The organism is Bacteroides sedimenti (assembly GCF_040365225.1).
GTDB lineage: Bacteria > Bacteroidota > Bacteroidia > Bacteroidales > Bacteroidaceae > Bacteroides > Bacteroides sedimenti.
The window spans coordinates 3194668-3215683 of the sequence record NZ_AP028055.1; the positions used below are offsets into that span (position 1 = coordinate 3194668).

Below are 21016 nucleotides of genomic sequence, written 5' to 3' on the forward strand. Positions count from 1 at the left end.
TTTTTAAATGAAAAAGATGTTGACAATACTAATTTCTCTGTCATGTATGTTTATGTCATGCAGTAAAGAACCAGATAATTCCTTAACTCCGGCTCATATTTTATCCAATTACCATTTGGCATGGAGCGATGAGTTCGATGGAAGTAGTGTAGACTTGTCCAAATGGAATTATAGGGCAGAAAATACAGTCCGTAATTATGCCACTGTTTCACGCAATACCATTTCAATGGATGGAAAAGGTAATGTATCGTTGAAAGTGACTAAAGATAACTCAGGGAAATATTTTGTAGGACAATTAGGTACCCAGGGTATCTATGAAACTACTTATGGATATTTCGAATGCCGTGCCAAAATGAATGCTCAAATCGGGCCGCATGTAGCTTTTTGGCTTCAATCGGCAGAGATGGGGAAGGTTGGCGATCCGGTAAAGAATGGTACTGAAATAGATGTTTTTGAATATCATCGTAAAACTCCTGGAACAGTTTATCATAACCTTCATTGGGATGGATATGGTGTTGACCACAAAACAACAGGCAAACAAATTCCAGTTGCTGCGATTGGTGCCGGATTTCATACTTTTGGGCTGGAATGGACCAAGGATGCCTATATTTTTTATGTGGATGGTGAAGAAACATGGCGATCATCATCGGCTGTTTCACAACATAAAGAATATCTGATCCTTTCAACCGAACTTACCGGTTGGGGAGGCGATCCGGCACTGGGTAATTTCCCCGATGAGGTTTTATTCGATTATGTCAGGGTATATAAATCAAATTATTAATCCGAGTAAGATAAAACTTATATATACCTATAGTCAATCGTTCGATTGTGAATTGTTTATCTGCTGGTATGTAAGAGTGATCTATTAAAATGAACTGGTAGGTTTGTGCTTACTTCAAAGTTGGCAGTAGCTATAAAGATCCATTGGTTTACGGAGCATAACGAGGAAGGTTAAAATAATTATACAGTGTGACAAACTTCTGTAAAATAGTTCTTTTATATGGTTCGGTGCAAAGTTTGTCACCCCCATCAGCAGGGCGTTTCAGGAGTAAGGGGTGCTTTACCCCCTCAAATTGGTGGTTATGAATTCCCTTTTTCAAATGTGCTAGTGATGCTTTTTTGAATTTAATTTTTTGGAAGGAAATGTTTCTTTATATGCTTGTTTAATGTGATTGTAATATTCATATAATAAGACTGTTAGGGTTGTTTTATGGGGATAGAGTGATGCTTGTAGGTTGGAATTAATTATTGGAAATCTTTTTTCTGTCAGTGAGTACTATGAAAAATAATACTTGATTTTAATTGACAAAAACAACGTCGTGTCTCAGCCTCGATAAATTTTTCCCTTAAAACAGCCTTATTGTTGTACTGGGAATAGAGATGAATAGTCACGGAGTTTTAGCGTGTATAGGGCAGTATAAAAAAAGATAATCGCAATTATTAAATGGCTGGTGAGATTGGGACTTTCTAATCAGAAAGCAAGGCTTACAATTTTCAACTTGCAGCCATAAAATGGCAATAATTTAATTTTCTGGAAAGCTTTAAACGAAGTTAACTTTAAGTAGATAACCAGATAAAATAGAAGAGCAGTTCCCAACTGATATTGTGGATTGGGAATTGCTCTTTCTTTTATCTTTCTCGCACTTTTTATTTTGCGGTCTTTCCTAAAACATATACTTCAAGGTCGTCTATTTCCTGTTCAGTCAATACAGAATAATCGCCGCCAGATTGTATGATGATGCGACAGGCCATTTCAAAGAACGTGGCGCGTTCGAATGTCTGGTCGAAATCCTTTCCGCATACCACCTGTCCGTGATTGGTGAGTAATATGGAGTTATGCTCTTTCATTGCTTCGGTCACCGCTTTTGCCAATTCGGGTGAACCTGGCCGATAATAGGGTACAATAGGAATTTCACGTCCCACGTGACACGGAATTTCTGCGGTAACATTGAAATTAATAGGTTTGTTTTTCATGCACGATACGGCAGTTGCATATTCCGACTGAAAATGAAGTACTACATTTACATCTGGACGTTCGCGAAGAATACCTAAATGGAACGAACTTTCCATCGAGGGGCGGACACCCTCCAGCCGTTCGCCGGTTGCGATGTTGCAGATAGCAATTTTTTCTTCAGAGATGCGTGGAAGCCAGGAACCGGTTCCCGAAACGATGGCTTCGCTGCCCACCCTCCAAGAGAGGTTGCCGCTGCTGCAAAGCATTAGTTTTTCGTCACCAAATCGGTGTGCCTCTTGAATAAAAGTGTTGATTTGTTCTTTGTTGATCATAATAATTATGGTGTTTGATTTTCATTTTTTTAAATCTTGGTAACAAACAAGATCCATGCTGATCCATGCTGATAAATTCTGTGCCAAAAGTAAGGCTTTATTTTTAAACAGACATCATCTGTTAGTGTGTTTGACAACATGGGTATCACTGGAAATCATCAAGCTGATTTTCTGTGCCTGATTAATGTGGGATGTGATAGACTAGTTATTGCGATATAACAGGCATTGCCGGGAATATATTTGTATCTCGCCCCGACAGATTAGTAAACTCTTGTACAAAACAATGCATTCTTCTGTACAAAAGAATTAATTGTTCTGTACAGAAGAATGCATTGTTTTGTACAAGAGAATTAAAACTCATAGAGTCAGGTTTGTTTTTTGATTAAAGTATTGCAGATATGCATACGATTGTTCTTGGTTCAAGGTTTAAAAAAGAACGCATTTCAGTTTAAGCCGATAAGGCTCTGTAAAGAATCTAAAACTAGCGATTGAATTGTGGATGTTGTACTTAATACCTCCGTTCCGCCTCTGCTTTTTGGCTTTTTATTCCTTATTTGCCCATAAAAAATTCTATTTTTCCTCCTTTTATAATATCCGAATGGGTGAGTTTGTAATCTTTGCATATTTCCCCGTTCAAAGCAATTTTCTTTATATGAATGTTCTTGTCCGAGAGATTGTGTGCAATAATCTCAAAATAAGAACCATTATCATTTTTAATTTTTGCATACGGCAAGAATGGGGTGCCTATTTCATATACTCCAGAAGCGGGATTTAGAGGATAGAATCCCATCATTGTAAAAACAAGCCAAGCGCTCATTTGACCACAATCATCATTGCCGCAAAGTCCTTGAGGTGTTGGACGGTACATTGACTTTACAATTTTCTGCAACTGTTCTTCTGTTTTTCGATGATTACCTAAATAATTATATATGTATGCATAGTGATGACAAGGTTCATTTCCATGCGCATATTGTCCAATAAATCCTGAAGCATTCTCTTCAATTATGGTATCTTTTTTCTGATCATTAAAAACATTGTCCAATAACAACATAGCTTTTCTTTTTCCTCCCATCATTTCAACTAAAGTGTCAATTTCGTGAACTGGTGAGAACTGGTATTGAAAAGCATTTGCCTCAGTGTAGAACTTTCTCTGGCCATCGCCATAGTATGAATATGGATCAAATGGTGCAAAAAAGGAGCCATTTTTTAATTTGGGGCGAAAGAACCCGGACTTTATATCGAATAAGTTACGATAACATTTCGAACGATTATAAAAATAAGAAAAGTCATCGTATTTCTCTAAAGACTTTGCCATTTGGGCTACGCACCAATCATCAAAAGAGCTTTCTAGAGTAACAGATACAGACTCATGAATATTCCCATCGTGAGGGTAATAGCCATATTGATCTAAAAACATTGGATACGATGTAAAAACGTGACTGGAATTAGCGCTGCCTTTGATAGCTTCATATGCCCGGCTATAATCGAAACCGCGAATGCCTTTTTTGTATGCATCAACAATTACCGGTATTGCATGGTTACCAATCATACAATAATTATCTACTCCCCATAGATGCCAGACAGGTAGTATACCTTTTACATCATAAAAATCGAGCATGCTGTTTATTATTTGGGCTGTTCTTTGAGATTGCAAAATGGTATATAAAGGATGTGCAGCCCTGAATGTGTCCCACAATGAGAATTGAGTAAAATAGGGCTCACCGGGTTTTAGCTTTCCTATTGTAAAATCACCACGAGTGTACTCTCCATTTACATCTGCAATGTTGTTTGGCTGAAGAAATGTTCTGTAAAGTGCAGTATAAAATAATTTTTTTTGTTCGAGGTCACCTTTAATTTCAATCTTTGATAATTCCTTCTCCCAGGCAAGTTGAGTATCTTCTTTTACTTTGTCGAAATCTTTTCTTCCAGTTTCTGTGATGATATTGTTTAAAGCATTTTCGCTACTGACGGTGGATAATGAAATTTTAATCTCAACCGTGTCTTTTTTGTCCGAGTTGAATTCTAATAATGCTCTGAGAGGTCTGTCGTTCCACGTTTCGGCTACAGTATTCTTTGTGGATAATACATTTCCCCATGTAATAAAAGAGCAATGACTTATCGGCTGATTTGTACGCAATGCGAAATAAACCTTGCGCAATCTAGCCCATCCTGTAGCAAATCTGTAACCAATGATTGTTGAATCATTCAATACTCTAGAATAACCATCCAATAGTTTAAAAGGGAACCATTTTCTATCTTTGGTAATTCCGTGATTTAAATCTACTACCACAAATTTTTTACTCTTTGATGGATATACATAACGGTGTAAGCCAACATGCTCACTTGTTGTGAGTTCAACTTTTACTTTTGAATCATTTAGTAATACACTATAATATCCTGGTTCAGCATATTCGTTTTTATGCGAGAACGATGATTTTATTTGTTTGTCTGGAGTTTTTAGTTTATCTAATAATTCAGCACTTTTACCACAAGTTGGCATTACCAGGATATCATACAGATCGGCAATTCCTGTTCCGCTTATATGAGAATGGCTGAATCCATAGATTTCCTTGTCTTTCCAATAGTATCCGCCACACACCACAAGGATGTCTTTTTGCGTATCCGGACTTAATTGTATCATTCCAAAAGGATATGTGGCACCTGGATATACATTCCCAGGTAAAGAATTGTTATCAAATGAATCAGTTCCAATAAACGGGTCAACCCAATCTGTCACTCTTTTATCTTGGGCTTCTACCTGGAGAGCAAATAATAGCAATATTATAAATATATTTCTCATAGTTCTTTATTTATTATTTCTCAACATGTTCAACTCCTATATAGTCCAAACCAATTTTATTGCTTTTAGAATCTGATTGTTCTAATGGCTCAATGTATACATGGTTCATTCCTTTTTTTATTCGAACGCTTTTTAATATTACATTGCCCAAACTGAAATTTTCAGCTTTCCCGTCAATTATTGCTGAATCATTTTGATTAATTGAGATCCTGAATTTACCGTAATCTTTATTCATTGAATAGACTATTTTAAAATTGCAAGTGTATTCTTTTTCAGAAATAAAGGTTAGGTGTAACTTATCTCCCAATTTCGTATCTTCCCAAACTAATTGCATATTGTTACTCCAACTCCTTTCCACACTGTTGCTGTATCTGAAGTTTCCTCCAGACATATTAATAAGATCTAAATTCTCTCCTTCTATTTTATTGTTGGTTATTACTTGCGAAATAAGCTGGTTCCGTTGTAATACAACATTTTCTCTTGCCTCTTTTAAATCAGAAGGCGATTCACACTTCTTGTTGTGAGGTAACAAATACCAAAAAGTTGTTGGGGCAAAATTGATAATTGCTTTTGTCCAGTGCCACATCTCCATATCAAATTTAAAATTCCTTTTAAACGGGATGGCATCTAGCACTCTGAAACGTAAATCATTTGTGTATCCCGGGTTAAAGTTCCCGCTTCCATCTGGCTGCGCAATAAATGGATGATTGTTGAATCTTTCTGGCCGGCACCAGGCATAGCCGTAATAGTCTTCGGTTCCTGTACCAAAATGTGAAGGAAATGTCTCATTGTCTATATAAATTTTCTCATCACCTTCTCCCCACCAGGCATAGACTGTATTAAATAAGGTGATCGCATCACCAACATAAACTCCTTTACCCTTTAAGGTAATGTAGTTAATATCAAAAGGGGCGCCATCACCTTCGTTGTTTTTCATTTCACCGGTATGAAGTTTTGAATACTGTTGCCATGCACAGCCAAAATACATTGTATTTTCGCTCCATGGATAAGGCGCAGTCGTAATTTTACCTGAACTGATATTTACGTTTTGTGTACCATTATTTGTTATTATAAAAATACAATTACTTTTTAATGGCATAACCCATTGGCATTGAAGTGTTCCGTCAGGCAGAACTTTTGTATACCACGTATCAGATGTTCTGAGTAGATATCCAGTTCCGAAGAAGTCTCCTATCGGGCATTTTACTGTTTTATTTCCATCAAAAGATATTTCCAGTAATGTACTTCTAAGTGCTTGCTCTAATCTATCTGCCGATAAATTGAGACAAAGGCGCCGTATGGAAGAATTCTTTTCATTGATAGGAACCTTTATTGATTGTCCGGGTGCAAGATTACCTGAGAATGGATAATTCTTGCTATTTGATGGGATGTTCACTTTACGTTCAAGAAGAACCTGTTGCACCTTTTTAAGTAATGTAGCATTACTCTTCATTTCTTTAGATGACCATGTTGTTACATTGGTTCCTTTTGTGTAGGTCCGGTAATTGATGTTATAATATACAGCTTCTCCACCCGTTTTAGCGCCAAAATCTTTTATGTTTTCACTTTCATAAGTTACTTTGCAGTGCTTTGAATAAGGTAAAGGAAGGTACAAGTTATGCCCACGCATGTTGTATTCGGTAGAATCAGATACTGATGTAGAAAGAGGTTTCCCTGCAAGTTTTCCTCCGCTTAAGATATCAAGAGCTTTACCCTCTATAGCAGGTTTTGATCTATGGTCGAAATAAATCCTTAATATTCCGTTACCGGCATTTTCACCGGCAAAAGTCATCCAAAAACGAACAATGCTTCCTGGACCTTGTGTGTCCATCATCACATACTCTTTCTTCCCATTATTTATTTCCGTACGAATAAACATTGATCTGTCCCAATTTGCAAACCAACTTTTATCTCCAGGTTTAACAGAGCTTCGATCATAACTGCTAAACTGACGACAACTATAATAGGGAATTGGGTATTGAGCAATGGATTCTCTCGAAATTATTTCTTCGAGCAAAGTCCTGAAATCAATTTTCTTTTGCTGACCATGAACCATTAAAAATGGTGTAACAAGGAGATATATGGATAAACACAAAAGAAGAGCCTTTCTTGTTTTCATAGTTTATATATTTATGTTTTTGAGGTATTCACAAAAATACTGGTTATAGTTTCATTTAAATAATAATTTCATCTCAAATAAAAGGAAATACATCTCAATGTTTGATATAAGATTATTTGTGCAAACACCCTATGTGATGTTTTACTTTTAAATTAAATTTCTTCATGATTTTTTCGCAAATTGAAATGTTTTTTATAAATTCGAAAATCAAATTGCCTTATTTTCTATTATGAATATGGCTTTTTGTAATGTTTTACTAAGTTCCTTTATCTAAACTATGTGTGTCATTTACCTTTTTATTTAAAAAGATTTGTTTTTGTTTTTTCTGTATGAAATGAAGAACAATAGCCAATCTGTAAAATATTGATTTCTTTGTTAACCGATATTAAACTTGCCATGAAAAGACTTGAATCTTTACTAAAGATAAAACTACTTATTGCTTCTTTGATACTTTTTTCAGAAGTTCTTTTCTCTGTCGTTAATGCGAATACAAGCATTAAATATTATTTCCGGAGTTTGCAGGTTGAGGATGGACTTTCTCAGAATATGGTTTATTCTATATTGCAGGATAAGCAAGGTTTTATGTGGTTTGGAACTCAAGATGGACTGAATAGATACGATGGAACAGCTTTTAAAATTTTTAAGTTTAACATTTCCGACTCTCACAGCATTGGAAGTAATGCTATTTTTTCTTTAATGCAAGACGATTCCGGGTTGATTTGGGTGGGTACGTCTAATGGGGTATACCTATATGATCCTACATTAGAGTATTTCTCTTCTCTGAAAGTTGATGATAAACTAAAAACAAATATTAAAGGCGTGGTTCGGGATATCTGTAAAGATAGAATTGGTAATGTATGGTTTGCTGTTTCAAATAAAGGAATCTTTTGCTATTCTCCGGAAGGCAAAGTGAGGCAGTATATATTACCTCTAAAACAACGAAACTCAAATATCAGGAGAATTTTGTTTGATGCTGAAGGGAACCTTTGGGTTGCAACTTATTGGCAAGGGCTGTATAAAATGAATGTACAAACCGGTAGATTTACTCATTATATCATTGCTCGGAATGGACAGAATTCTTTGGATAATGATATAAACGATATCTATTTATTAAATCAAAAAACATTATTAATTGGTACATCCAGTAATGGAGTTTTATCTTTTGATACACAGTCATGCAAGTTCAGTACCTTCTTAGACAAAGGCGCAAGCGGAAATTCTCTTTTTGTTCGACGTATTTTTCGTGCGATGAATGGAGAGTTGTGGATAGGCACAGAATCAGGTCTGTTTGTATACAATCTGAAAACGAATAAGATTGTTAATCTTCATCATGTTCCTAATGATTTATATTCAATATCTGATAATGCCGTTCATTCTATTTGCCAGGATAGAGAAGGTGGCATGTGGATAGGGACCTTTTTTGGTGGAGTGAATTATTTCTCAAGTTCGCTGGCACAGTTTGAAAAGTACTATCCAATGAATAATGAGAATTCTGTAAGTGGTAAAAGTATCAGTGAATTTTGTGAAGATGATCGACAACGTATATGGATAGGAACAGAAGATGCGGGTTTGAATTGTTTCGATCCGGCTACAGGAGATTTTGAAAAAGGATTTATCTCGGCAAAAAATATTCATGCTCTATTATATGATCGCGGTTATTTATGGGTGGGGACTTTTTCTGATGGTTTGTTTGTAATGAACTTGAAGATAGGCCAAATTCATTCTTATAAGAATGGGAGTTCTGTTACGTCACTTAATAATAATAACATTTACTCTATTTATAAGGATAGCTCTGGCACAATATGGGTCGGTACAATGTTAGGTTTGCATCAATATAATCTGAAAACAAATGATTTTACCAGAATCAGAGAACATTCAATAAATTGTCAGGTAAACGATATTATTGAAGATAAAGATGGAATCCTTTGGTTTGCTACTCTTGGACAAGGACTTTATTCTTATAATAAGAGAAATAAAAGGTGGAAGCATTATCTCTATCCAATGTCCAATAAATTGGAAAAAGCAAAAATGATAACGTGTTTATGTGTAGACTCAAATAAACATCTTTGGGTCGGTTCAGAGGGAGCTGGAATTTGTATGTACAATAAATCGACAGACTCTTTTGTGAATGTAAGAGACAAAAATAATGACTTACCCAATGATGTGGTGTATCGGTTGGTGGTAGACAAACAAGGACACATTTGGGGAAGTACTAATAAGGGACTTTTTCTGCTGAATATTCAAAATGGAAATATAAAGCATTACACACATTCCAACGGACTTCTAGGAGATCAATTTAATTACAAATCAGGAATGATAAGTAGTCAAGGTAAACTGTATTTTGGAGGAGTTAAAGGTTTTGTGGCATTCTATCCTGATAAGTTGAAAATAAAGAGAATTCCCCCGAATGTAGTAATAAGCAGTTTTCAGATTTTCAATAAAGAAATACAGCCAAAAGCAGAAGATTCGCCCTTGGATAAGTCTGTAACATGTACTCATGAGATTAGTATACCTAATAGAAACTCTATGTTTAGTCTTGGTTTTGCTGCATTGAGTTACGTTTCGCCGGAAGAGATAAAGTATGAATATAAGTTGGAAGGGCGTGATAATGAATGGATTCCAGCTGACCAAACACGTAGAGTCACCTATTCAAAATTGCCTTCCGGAAAATATGTGTTTCTTGTTCGTGCTTCAAATGGAGATGGAGTTTGGGGGAAAGAAACGGCTCTTAGAATTAACGTCTTACCTCCCTTCTATAGTACATTTTGGGCGTATATAGTTTATATAGTGGTAATTATATCACTTGTATATATATCGCTTCGGAGATATACTCATCTTTTGAAGAATAAGGCTAAACGCGCTCTGCAAGAGCTTAATAATCAAAGAGAAAAGGAACTGTATAATGCAAAGATTGATTTCTTTACCAATATCACACATGAAATCAGAACTCCGCTGACTCTAATCAAAGCTCCGTTGGAAGATATAATGAAACATGTGAATGCTTCAAATGAAAATTGGGAAAACCTATCTATTATAGAAAGAAACACCAATCGTTTATTAACGTTGGTCAATGAATTACTAGATTTTAGGAAGGCAGAATCAAAAGGGCTGAATCTAAATTTTGTTTTTGCAGATGTTGTGCTAGTAATCAAAGATACTGTGTCTCGTTTTGTTCCTACTGCAAATTTGAAAGGAATAACAGTGGATACGATGAATTGTGAAACTGCTTTTTATGCTGATATAGATTGTGGAATATTAATTACTGTTTTAAGTAACATTCTCAACAACGCATTAAAATATGCTAATAAGAATATATTAATAGAATTTTCACCCCAAAATGAGAATATCTGCATCTCGGTTACAAATGATGGAGATTTGATTCCTAAAGAGTATGCTGAAAAGATTTTCGAACTATTTTTTAAACTCAATGAAAGTACATGTGGATCTGGTATTGGTCTTCCATTCGCAAAATCATTAATCGAAATGCATAAGGGAAAAATATATTTGGATAACCAACAAAGTAACAATACTTGTTTTATTATTGAATTACCAATCCATCAAGATCATGCTATTCGCTTGCAATGTGAACATAATACCAATAGTCCAAAATCCGTGAAGAAAAAAGATGTTGGGGTAGAGATTGCAGGAGTTGGGGGACAAATTAGAAGAACAACTATTCTTTTTGTTGAAGATAATGATGAATTTCAATCTTTTTTGGCTGATCAACTGAGCGAAAAATATAATTTGTTATTAGCTTCTAATGGGAAAGAAGCACTCCAGATATTATCTCAAAAAAATATTGATCTCATCATTAGTGATATTATGATGCCTATTATGGATGGGATGTCTTTATGTAAGGAAGTGAAAGAGAACCTCAAACATAGCCATATTCCTGTTATATTACTGACTGCCAAAACAACACTCCAATCAAAAATTGATGGAATGAAAATTGGAGCTGATGAATATATAGAAAAGCCTTTTTCTGTAGACTATTTAAAAGTTCGGATTGAAAATCTTCTTGAGAACAGAGAAAAGATTAAAAAAACGTATCAAAATTTACCTGAATTAACATTTGATGCGATTACTTATTCGAAAGCAGATGAAGAATTTCTCAATAGTTTAGTCGAATTAATCCATTCTCGTTTAGATGAAGAAAATCTGGACGTAAATCAGCTTGCCTCAATGATGAATATGAGCCGTGCAACACTATATAGAAAAATTAAATGTATTTCCGAATTGACTCCTAATGATTTTATCAGATTAACACGTTTAAAGAAAGCTGCTCAATTACTTCGTGAGAAAGAGTATCGGGTAAATGAAATTGCATCGATTGTCGGATTCGGTTCATCTTCTTATTTTTCGAAATGTTTCTTAAAACAATTTGGTATGCTTCCAAAAGACTTTGTAAAAAAAACATAAAGTCTCTTCGCATTGCATTTATAAAGAACTCATTTTATATGGGTTATTCCTTATTAAAAATACTGATCAAATAGAATGGTTTTTTCTGGCTACATATGCATCCCTCATCGGATGCAACATAAGTTGAAAATTGTTGTATACCAATTTTGAGAATCAACATCTTAAATCAGTAAAATGCCTTAAATGCAGACATTTTTATTCATTGTATCTCTATCTTGATACGATTTTATCTTTTTATGATACAATAATCTCCGGGTATCTTTTTGTGAGTTTGTATGTTTGCTCATCAGAAAAACATATTTTATATTTTGCTTAAATCAAGTTTAACCTTAAAGTTCATTACCATGAAGAATAAAAAGGATTTTGGACAGAAAATTTCGTATCAGAGCATTCGACGAATCTCATGCGGAGCACTAATGCTTGCTATAGTGGGATTCTCCGATTTTGCTCCAATGCTTTATGCTGACATTCATTCAAAAAGTGTCACAGAGTTGCAACAAAAAAAGGTGAGAGTCACAGGTGTAGTTAAAGACACAGAAGGCTATGGCCTTCCAGGTGTCAATTTACTTGTGAAAGGAACAACAATTGGTGCAATAACTGATATTAATGGAAAGTTTGAAATTGATGCCCCTGTGAATTCCACATTGGTGTTTTCATTTATTGGCTATGTAAATCAGCAAGTAACGATTGGTGAATCAAATCAGAATCTGAAAGTTAGTATGCGGGAAGATGAGCGAACATTAAGTGAAGTGATCGTTACTGGTGTGGCATCAGGAACACCAAAACAAAAATTAGGTTTCTCTATTGAGAAAATCTCTGCTGATAAATTGTTGAAAGTTCCTGCAACTGATGCTGCTTCAGCTTTACAGGGTAAAATCGCGGGTGTACATATTACAAAAACAAGTGGAGCTCCTGGTTCAGAGTCCGATGTGCAGTTGCGTGGTGTTAAAATGATATTCGGTTCTTCAAATCCATTATATATCATTGATGGCGTTCTTACAGAAAATGGTATGGCTGACGTTAATGCTGAGGATATAGAATCTATAGAAGTGTTGAAAGGTGCTGCAGCTTCTTCATTATATGGTTCACGTGCTGCTAATGGTGTAGTTAGTATTATTACTAAAAGAGGTAATACTATGGATGCCGGAAAAGTACAAGTAGATTTTCGTACTGAAATTGGGCAGAGTAAATTGGGATATGTGCCTAAAAGTAGTAAAGCTTCTAATTGTGTAATTGAGAATGGAAAAGCAAATTATGGCGTGACAGATCCAGATGAAGTGTATGATAATAAATATCCACTCACTTATAATCATATTGATCAGTTCTTTAATCCTGGCACTTATCTAACTACACACTTGGCAGTAAAAGGTACTTCTGCAAATAATAAAATGAGCATATATTCATCCTTACAAACAACTGATGACGCAGGAGTTGTTAAAATGGTTGATGGAATGAAAAGAACAAACGTTCGCGTAAATGTTGATTATCGTATCCTTGATAATTTGCTGTTTACAACCTCTAACCTATTTACACAGACCAAATCAGATGATCGTGCTTCGGGTGCTTTCGGCAGTTTGTATCGTTCTGATCCACAGGCTGATTTATTAGCATTGAATGAGGATGGAAGTCCATATAAAGTAAATGCTAATAGATTGAACGATATAGTGAATCCTCTTTATACAATTTATAATACTATTAATCGTTCCGAATCAGAAAAGCTGGTCTCTTTCTTCTCATTAAAGTATAATCCTGTTGATTATCTTACTTTTTCGGCATCATATGGCACAACCAGAACCAATGGTGAAAACTTTTACCTATCTCCTAAAGGTCTTTTAAATTATGACTTGACTCTTCAGGATGGGTATATTTCACGCAGCATGTGGAGAAACAATGAACAAACCTTAACGGTTGATGCTATGTTTAACAAAAAACTTGGTGATTTTAATACTAAGTTCAAAATACAATATCTGTACGAAGCCTCAAAATCATCTAATTTGTGGGGAGGAGGAAATGACTTAGGAATTGGTGGTAAGAATATTACTTCTGTTAATTTGTCGGCAAATCAATCAGCAAGTTCCTCATTATATAAAAATATTGCCAATAATTATGCTGGCATGACTGTTTTGGATTATAAAGATAAATATATTTTAGATGCCTTAGTTCGGCGCGATGCATCTTCTTTGTTTGGTAAAGATGTAAGATGGCAAACATTTTATCGTATATCTGGCGCATGGCGTATCACTGAAGACTTTAAAATTAATGGTATTAATGAATGGAAACTTCGTGCATCTTATGGTGTTGCAGGTTTACGCCCTCCTTATGAAGCTCAGTATGAGGTGTATTCTTTGCAAAATGGGGTCCCTGGAAATATGGAAACGTTAGGAAATAGTAAACTGAAGCCATCTTTCTCGAAAGAAACGGAAATCGGAACTGATGTACGTTTCTTAGATCGATTTGATTTTAGTGTGAATTATTCTATTGCTAATAATACTGATCAGATACTTAAAGTCCCTGTTACTCCACTTTCTGGCGCCGCTTTTCAATGGCAGAATGCTGGAACAATTCAGACAAAGGTGTGGGAAGCATCTTTAAATGCAGATGTGATTCGTTCTAAAGATTGGAACCTGGACTTAGGACTTACTTTTGATAAAATAAAACAAAAAATTACCAAGCTGAATTGCACTCCATATATGTTGAATGGTACTGATTTCCGTATTGAAGAAGGTATTGATTTTGGAGTATTGTATTTACAGAAATTTGCAAGAAGTCTTGATGAGGTTATGAATCAGGTCCCAGCTGGTAGAAATGTTAATGAAGTTTTTGCAATTAATAATCAAGGTTTTGTTGTACGAAGAAGTGAAATTGGAACTATTAATGAAACCCCGGTGAAAGTGAAAGATGATAAAGGAAATATAGTTTCACTGCCAACCAAAAACCTGATACCTAATTTCAATCTGAATTTAAATGCAACTCTGAAATATAGAAATTTCACATTGTACATGTTGTGGGCTTATCAGAATGGTGGTCGTATTTATAATCACTCTGTTCGGTATAACACAGAACCCGCACTGTTCGATCAATCAGGCAAGCCCTGGAATGAAGTTAAAGCCGGCACATATTATAGCAATGGAGGTCAAGAAATTGGTATGTTAGGTTGGGGTAATGATGTTCTTTTGTTTGATGCAACATTCCTAAAACTGAGAGAATTATCGTTAAGCTATGACTTTAAGCTAAAACCTCTTAACTCATTTGTGAAAAATATACGTTTGAGCTTCATAGGACGTAATTTACTGACATTTACTAAATATCCAGGATTTGATCCGGAGGGTGTTCAAGCTGATAAGAGTAAAGGTGTGGATTCTAATACATTCCGCTTCGAATCGAATGAACAATATCCTTTATATAAAACGTACAGTGGATCTATAGCAATTACATTCTAATATTTAAAATAACTAATCATGAAAAAGATAATATTATATATACTTTTAGGATGCCTGCCTTTATTTAGCTCCTGTGATTTATTTGAAAGTATGAACGTACCCAATGAAAATCAACCTAATATTAAAGACTTGGCCACTCCTAGTGAATTCTATTCCTTGTTGAGAAATGGATACAATACTTGGTACAACGGTTCTATTGCTGCCAGTCCTACTATGGCCTTTGCATGTGCTGATTTATTTCAATCCGGAACAAATAGTTGGGGATCAGGAATGGTTTGGTTCAGACCCCGCAGAGCATTATTTAATGATGATGCATCAGACCCTGTAATTATAATAAATTTTGGTGCTTGGTATAATTACTATGGTAGTGTTGGTAGTGCAATAAAAATGTCGAAGATGTTTGAAGATAAAGATTTCAAAATTCAAATGAATGGAGTAGACTATACTAATCGTGCCAAGGCTCATTCTTACATTATTCAGGCTTTGCTTTATGGAAATATTGCATTACTATATGACAAAGCTTATTTATATACAGAAGAAGATGATGCTTTAACTTTTGATTTTGTGGCTAAAACAAAGAGTTATAAAGAGGTGATGAATTATGCTATTCAGAAATTGGATCAGGCCATATCTATCATAGAAAATGATCCTGTTGATAATGACCCAGCTTCAGTGATTGCAGGAGTTACTTTTGATAAGAACTTATTGTTGCAATTTGCAAATTCTATGGCGGCACGTTTTATTGCTTCAAATGCAAGAACACAGGCAGAGAATGCCCAAACAGACTGGAACAAAGTAAAAGCATATGCAGAGAAAGGTTTGAAACAAGACTTTAAGGTTGCGTATGAAGATGGTTGGAGAGGGAAAGTTATGACTCGTGATTATGGAATGAATTATTATGTCTTATTTAATTATAACTGGCTCAGAGCAAGTCAATGGTTGTTGCATAAAATGGCCCCCAATGACCCCAACGCTGTTAATCCTATCCCTGTTACTCCTGGAAGTGATAGTTTTAAAGATTGGCCGGCAATAGAAAATTGCCCAGATAAGCGATTAGGTAAGTATTTTACATTTAGCAGTCTACGCAATTGGTTTGGGGCTGATCGTACAACTAGACCTGGTTATGGGACTTACATTCTCTCACAGTATCTTTATTCTCGATACTATGATGTTGTAGAAAAAGAGGCTGGTGATATAGATCACTTCTTAAAGGCGGAAAATGACACTTATCTGGCTGAAGCACTCATTCGTACTAATGGTGACAAATCAAAAGTTGCCGAATTAATAAATAACTCTCGTGTAAATATCGGAGGATTATCACCTGCTAGTGCTAGTGAATCATATGATCAACTTGAAGAAAAATTGTTCTATGAAAGATATGTAGAGTGTGATTTAGCATGGCCACAACTTGGTTTTTTTGATAGACGTAGAAATAAGGATCAGATGCTTGAAGGTACTATTAGACATTTCCCGATTCCGGGCCCTGAACTAAAACTGCATGGACAGCCACTTTATACATTCGGTGGAGTAGGGAATGAGATGTAATTAATAACTAAAGAAATAACAATTATGAAAAAGATACTATTTATCCTGATTTTAGGATTTGTTGCAGTCTCTTGTGATAGAGATCTTGACTTTGATACAATTTCAGTGACACCTCCTGCTCTGGAAGTCCAGGTTGAAGGCCCTGCCGTGAATAATACATATCCAAAGATTTCTGGTGCGACTGTTGAACTTTTCAATAGCAATAACCAATCTCTTGCAACGGCAACTACTAATTCAGATGGTAAGGTTGTTTTTACCAAAGAACAATTAAAGGAAAAAGGAGTATTCAGAGTTACAGCCAGTAAAGATGGTAAAGTTGCAGAAGCTACTACTACATATTTGCTGTTAAATGATGGGATTACTTTACTTATTGTTTCCTTACAATAAAATTTGAATGAACTAAGGCGATGAAATTCTCTGAAATAAGGGAATTCATCGCCTTGTAAACAGCTTTTCAGCAAACGTGAATAAACTATGAAAAACAAGATATCATTTTTCTTATTAATTACATTTAGCATGCTTTTTTCACAGACAGCAAATGCCAAATCAAGTGTTAATCGAAACGCTGATACGATAAAAGTAAAAGTCGCAGTAGTTTACGAAGACCCTGTTTTGTCTGAATACGGTGGGAAAAGGATGCATGAATGTTTCCGTACTCCAAATGTTAAGCAACGGATATGGAATAATCCGATTAGATTATCATCAGATTATAAAGCAGCTTTAGAAGAGGTTTCAAGTCATGTAGTATGTTATGAAATAGTCGAAGAAATTCAGGCAAATCATTTCTTTACTTATTTAAAAAATGATCCTTTGAAAAGACATCTTACTGAAGATCAAATTGCTGTTTTATTGTCAGAACCTGATTGGAAAACGTTAAAAGAAATAGGTACCTCGTATGATTATGATGCAATGGTCAAATATTATGGCTTTGATAAAAAAAGAGATAATAATGAAATAAATGAAGTTTGGGTGTGGACCTTCCCTTATGGTGGTATGTATGAATCACACATGATGGGGAAAGGTGCTTTCTGGTTGAATTCTGATCCGGACTCAACTTCAACTTGTATTGAATTACTTAGTATCATGGGACTTAATTATGAACGAGATTTAGCTTGTGCTTTAGAAAGCTATGGGCATCGTTTTGAATCAACAATGATGCAGGTATACGGTTGGTGGGCTTACGAAAATAAACAGAAGATATCAGAACTTACAAACTGGGAACGTTTTGCTGGATACATTAAGAATTACGATAAGTTTAATACAGGGAAAAGTCATATAGGAAATATTCATTTTCCGCCAAACGGAGAGTTTGATTATAATTGGAAAAATGACAAAAAAGTACTCAGTTACGCTGACGAGTGGTATAATTATCCCAATATAAAAGAAAAAAAAGCTAGATTGATTAATTGTGAAGAATGGAATTGTGACCATTTAGGCTATATGAAGTGGTGGTTTTCTCATATACCTCATTTTAAAGGCATAAATCCCAATGACGGAAAGTTAAATAATTGGTGGTATTATGTTGTGAACTATAACGAAGCTTTGAGAATGGAAAACCAATTGAAGAAATAAAATATAACTTGAATTTATTCCATGAAAAATTTTAGAATAATCTCTTTGTCAATATTAATGGTTGGCATTAGCATCTTTATTCAATTGTATGCTCAACCCGTTAACGGTGGGTCATTAGAAATAAAGAAAGCTCTTGAAATATTATCTGCAGATATTGGAGTTAACTTCCCAAACTCTCTCCCCTTAGTTTCTTATAAGATTGGAGACAAATATTATACTTCTAATAATTCTAAAGATATAATAGACATTTCTTTCTGCAAAATAGAATATAATTATGGCGTTAAAGGTAAAATTACCTTTAAAAATATCAGTAAAGATACGATTGTTTTACATAATGTAGTTCCGTTAGGAGAATCGGCTGATCATGTATATATTACTGGAAAAGGAAACCACGAGTTGTCTCGTACTCATTTGTTTCGTCCATATTATGCTCCGGTTAATGTTATTGTTCCTGATAATTCCTGGGAACTGGGATTCTCTGCAGTGACCATTCCTGATGGAAAAAATGTCGCTGCATTAGTAAGGCGAGATAAAGAAAGTCTTAAACTTGGGAAACGCAGACGGTTTGAGACTGAATTATATCCTGGAGGGTCTGTTTCCTATAATTTATGGATGGACACTTATAACGGTGATTGGCAGGAAGGACTTAGGTTAATGTTCCAGAAACGTTATTTATATGATGTTGAAGTGGATAAATTTGATGATTCTCTACTTAAAAGAGATGATTTAAAGTGGATCAAGAGTAGTTATGCAGTCAATTTAATGATGGCATGGGATAACCGGTTCTATAATAATGCTGATGGGAATTTCCACGTAAAAGAGCATCTTCAGAAAATGAAGAAATTAATAGGTGGATATGATATCTATAGTATTTGGCCTACTTGGCCGGCTTTAGGTATGGATCAACGTAACCAATGGGATATGTTTCGTGATTTACCTGGTGGATATGAGAAATTACGCCAATTATCTGATATCTGTCATAATTTAGGGACTAAATTTTTTGTTTGTTATAACCCTTGGGATGGAAGTACCCGTTCTTCAGAGGGGCATTTTGATGGAATGACTAATATCACTAAAGTAGCAAATATTGATGGGTTTGTATTAGATACTCAAAGTGGTTCAAGTAAAGATTTGCAAAATGCTGCAGATGCGGCAAGACCTGGGGTTGTAATGTATAGTGAAGGGATGGCAGTGCCAAAAGATATGCAAGGTATTCCGTCGGGCCGGGTACATAACGCCTTGTATTATCCTCCTATGTTGAACCTTAATAAGTTTATAAAACCTGATTTTGCCATATTCCGGGTAGCAGAAGAGGCAAGAGAAGCAATCCACCGAGAGTTTAATGTTTCATTTTTCAATGGATATGGTACTGAAATTAATAATTTTCCTTCTGGTAAGTTCGAATGGTCGGATGATCAGATGAGATATTGGGGAAAACTATTACGTATACAAAGAGAAAATAGTAAGAATTTTCTTCAGAGTAGCTATGTGCCTTTATGCCCAACTTTGCATGATAGTATATATGTAAATATTTGGCCTAAAAATGATAAAACCGTTTATACAATTTATAATTTACATCCAGAAGGATATAGAGGAAACTTGTTTGAAGTATCTCCAACTGTAGGAAAACATTTTGTCGATTTGTATATGCATGAGGAGCTGGATCTCAACCATAATAATGGGAAATGGTATATACCAGTTAAACTGGAATCGTTTAATTGTTATGATTTAGGTACTAATAATGAAAGTAGTGTCTCGGCTATAGCGCAGTTCCCAACTTTATTGCAAGTCGGCTTAAAAAGCGATATTCTTAATATTTCTGCAAACAAGGGAACGAAGATTCGGTTGTGGGCAGGAATTCCCTCATATGAGAAAAAAACTATAGAATTTAGTATAGAAGAAAGGTCTATCCGTTTGCTGGATTTATATCCATTTTATGAGGGCAAATATGTGATTCAATTATTTGATGAGGATGAATTGCTGGATGAAAAAGTAGTTATTATACCCCCTGGTACAGCGAGGCTTGTTTCTCAGGTTGAGAAAACACTTCCTGTTAAAAAAGAGCCAGTAAATATGGTTAAAATATCGGCTGGATTGTTCCGTTGTGACAATTACCGCATAGGAGATTCATTTATTCCTTATCCAGAGGATTTAACAAAGAAAGGTGAATCCGTGCAAATGAAGAAATTCTTTATGGATAAATATCCTGTGACAAATGCGCAGTATAAGGAGTTCCTGGAAAGCACTAGTTATCAACCAGCCGATAGAACAAATTTTTTAAAACACTGGATAGATGGAAATATTCCTGCTGGGCAAGAAAACTATCCAGTAATTTATGTCACGTTGGAAGATGCTCAAGCATATGCTAAATGGGCAGGTAAAAGACTCCCGACTGAGATGGAGTGGCAATATGCTGCTCAAACAGAGAAAGGAAATGAATGGCCGTGGGTACAGAAGACACCAGTTACTAGAGTAGAAGACTTTATAACTAATACTTTGTCTGTCTGGAAACTGAAAGGAATAGAACCGACAAGATGCAACTTAGGCGATGGAGCTTTATATCCGGTAGGTAAATACGTTAAAGGTAGAAATGAATATGGTTTGTATGACTTAGTAGGATGTGTTTGGCAGTTGACAAATGATGTTTATGATAACTCTACATATAAATATATTATGGTAAAAGGCGGAAGCTACTTTTTGCCCTCATCAAGTTTTTGGTACGTGCAAGGTGGCCCTAGAGAACTTAATTTTAGGCAATATTTATTACGTGTATCTCCTTCTTTTGAAAGAAAAGCGACGGTTGGTTTTCGTTGTGTAAAAGATGCATTATAAAAC

General features: G+C 35.2%; 10 protein-coding genes. 7 read left to right on the forward strand and 3 right to left on the reverse strand.

The genetic code is table 11. From position 1 onward, the window contains the following. Positions 1-7 precede the first annotated feature (7 nt). Positions 8-781, forward strand: coding sequence for a glycoside hydrolase family 16 protein (locus ABWU87_RS12815; protein WP_353331320.1), 774 nt, complete (start codon positions 8-10; stop codon positions 779-781). Between the two features lie 866 nt (positions 782-1647). Here ABWU87_RS12815 and ABWU87_RS12820 read toward each other — a convergent pair. The 3 genes from ABWU87_RS12820 to ABWU87_RS12830 form a co-directional block, all read right to left on the reverse strand. Then, on the reverse strand, positions 1648-2286 hold the full coding sequence (locus ABWU87_RS12820) for a class II aldolase/adducin family protein (protein WP_353331322.1): 639 nt from the start codon (positions 2284-2286) through the stop codon (positions 1648-1650). A gap of 550 nt (positions 2287-2836) precedes the next feature. After that, on the reverse strand, positions 2837-5086 hold the full coding sequence (locus ABWU87_RS12825) for a GH92 family glycosyl hydrolase (protein ID WP_353331324.1): 2250 nt from the start codon (positions 5084-5086) through the stop codon (positions 2837-2839). Positions 5087-5099: 13 nt separating this feature from the next. Continuing rightward, positions 5100-7205: a glycoside hydrolase family 172 protein gene (locus ABWU87_RS12830; RefSeq protein ID WP_353331326.1), complete on the reverse strand. Its 2106-nt coding sequence runs from the start codon at positions 7203-7205 to the stop codon at positions 5100-5102. A 363-nt stretch (positions 7206-7568) separates the two neighbouring features. On the opposite strand from ABWU87_RS12830, the gene ABWU87_RS12835 reads away from it, so the two are divergent. From ABWU87_RS12835 to ABWU87_RS12860, 6 genes are all read left to right on the forward strand, one after another. Then, positions 7569-11624 (forward strand): hybrid sensor histidine kinase/response regulator transcription factor, encoded by a 4056-nt coding sequence (locus ABWU87_RS12835; protein ID WP_353331328.1) that lies wholly within the window; start codon positions 7569-7571, stop codon positions 11622-11624. Positions 11625-11968: 344 nt separating this feature from the next. Then, positions 11969-15064, forward strand: coding sequence for a SusC/RagA family TonB-linked outer membrane protein (locus ABWU87_RS12840; RefSeq protein WP_353331330.1), 3096 nt, complete (start codon positions 11969-11971; stop codon positions 15062-15064). An 18-nt stretch (positions 15065-15082) separates the two neighbouring features. Continuing rightward, entirely contained in the window at positions 15083-16609 is a 1527-nt protein-coding gene (locus ABWU87_RS12845) for a hypothetical protein (protein WP_353331332.1), read from the forward strand. A gap of 24 nt (positions 16610-16633) precedes the next feature. Continuing rightward, positions 16634-16996, forward strand: a complete 363-nt coding sequence (locus tag ABWU87_RS12850; protein WP_353331334.1) for a hypothetical protein — start codon at positions 16634-16636, stop codon at positions 16994-16996. Positions 16997-17083: 87 nt separating this feature from the next. Beyond that, positions 17084-18181, forward strand: a complete 1098-nt coding sequence (locus ABWU87_RS12855; protein ID WP_353331336.1) for a hypothetical protein — start codon at positions 17084-17086, stop codon at positions 18179-18181. A gap of 21 nt (positions 18182-18202) precedes the next feature. Continuing rightward, positions 18203-21013, forward strand: coding sequence for a formylglycine-generating enzyme family protein (locus tag ABWU87_RS12860; protein WP_353331338.1), 2811 nt, complete (start codon positions 18203-18205; stop codon positions 21011-21013). Positions 21014-21016 lie beyond the last annotated feature (3 nt).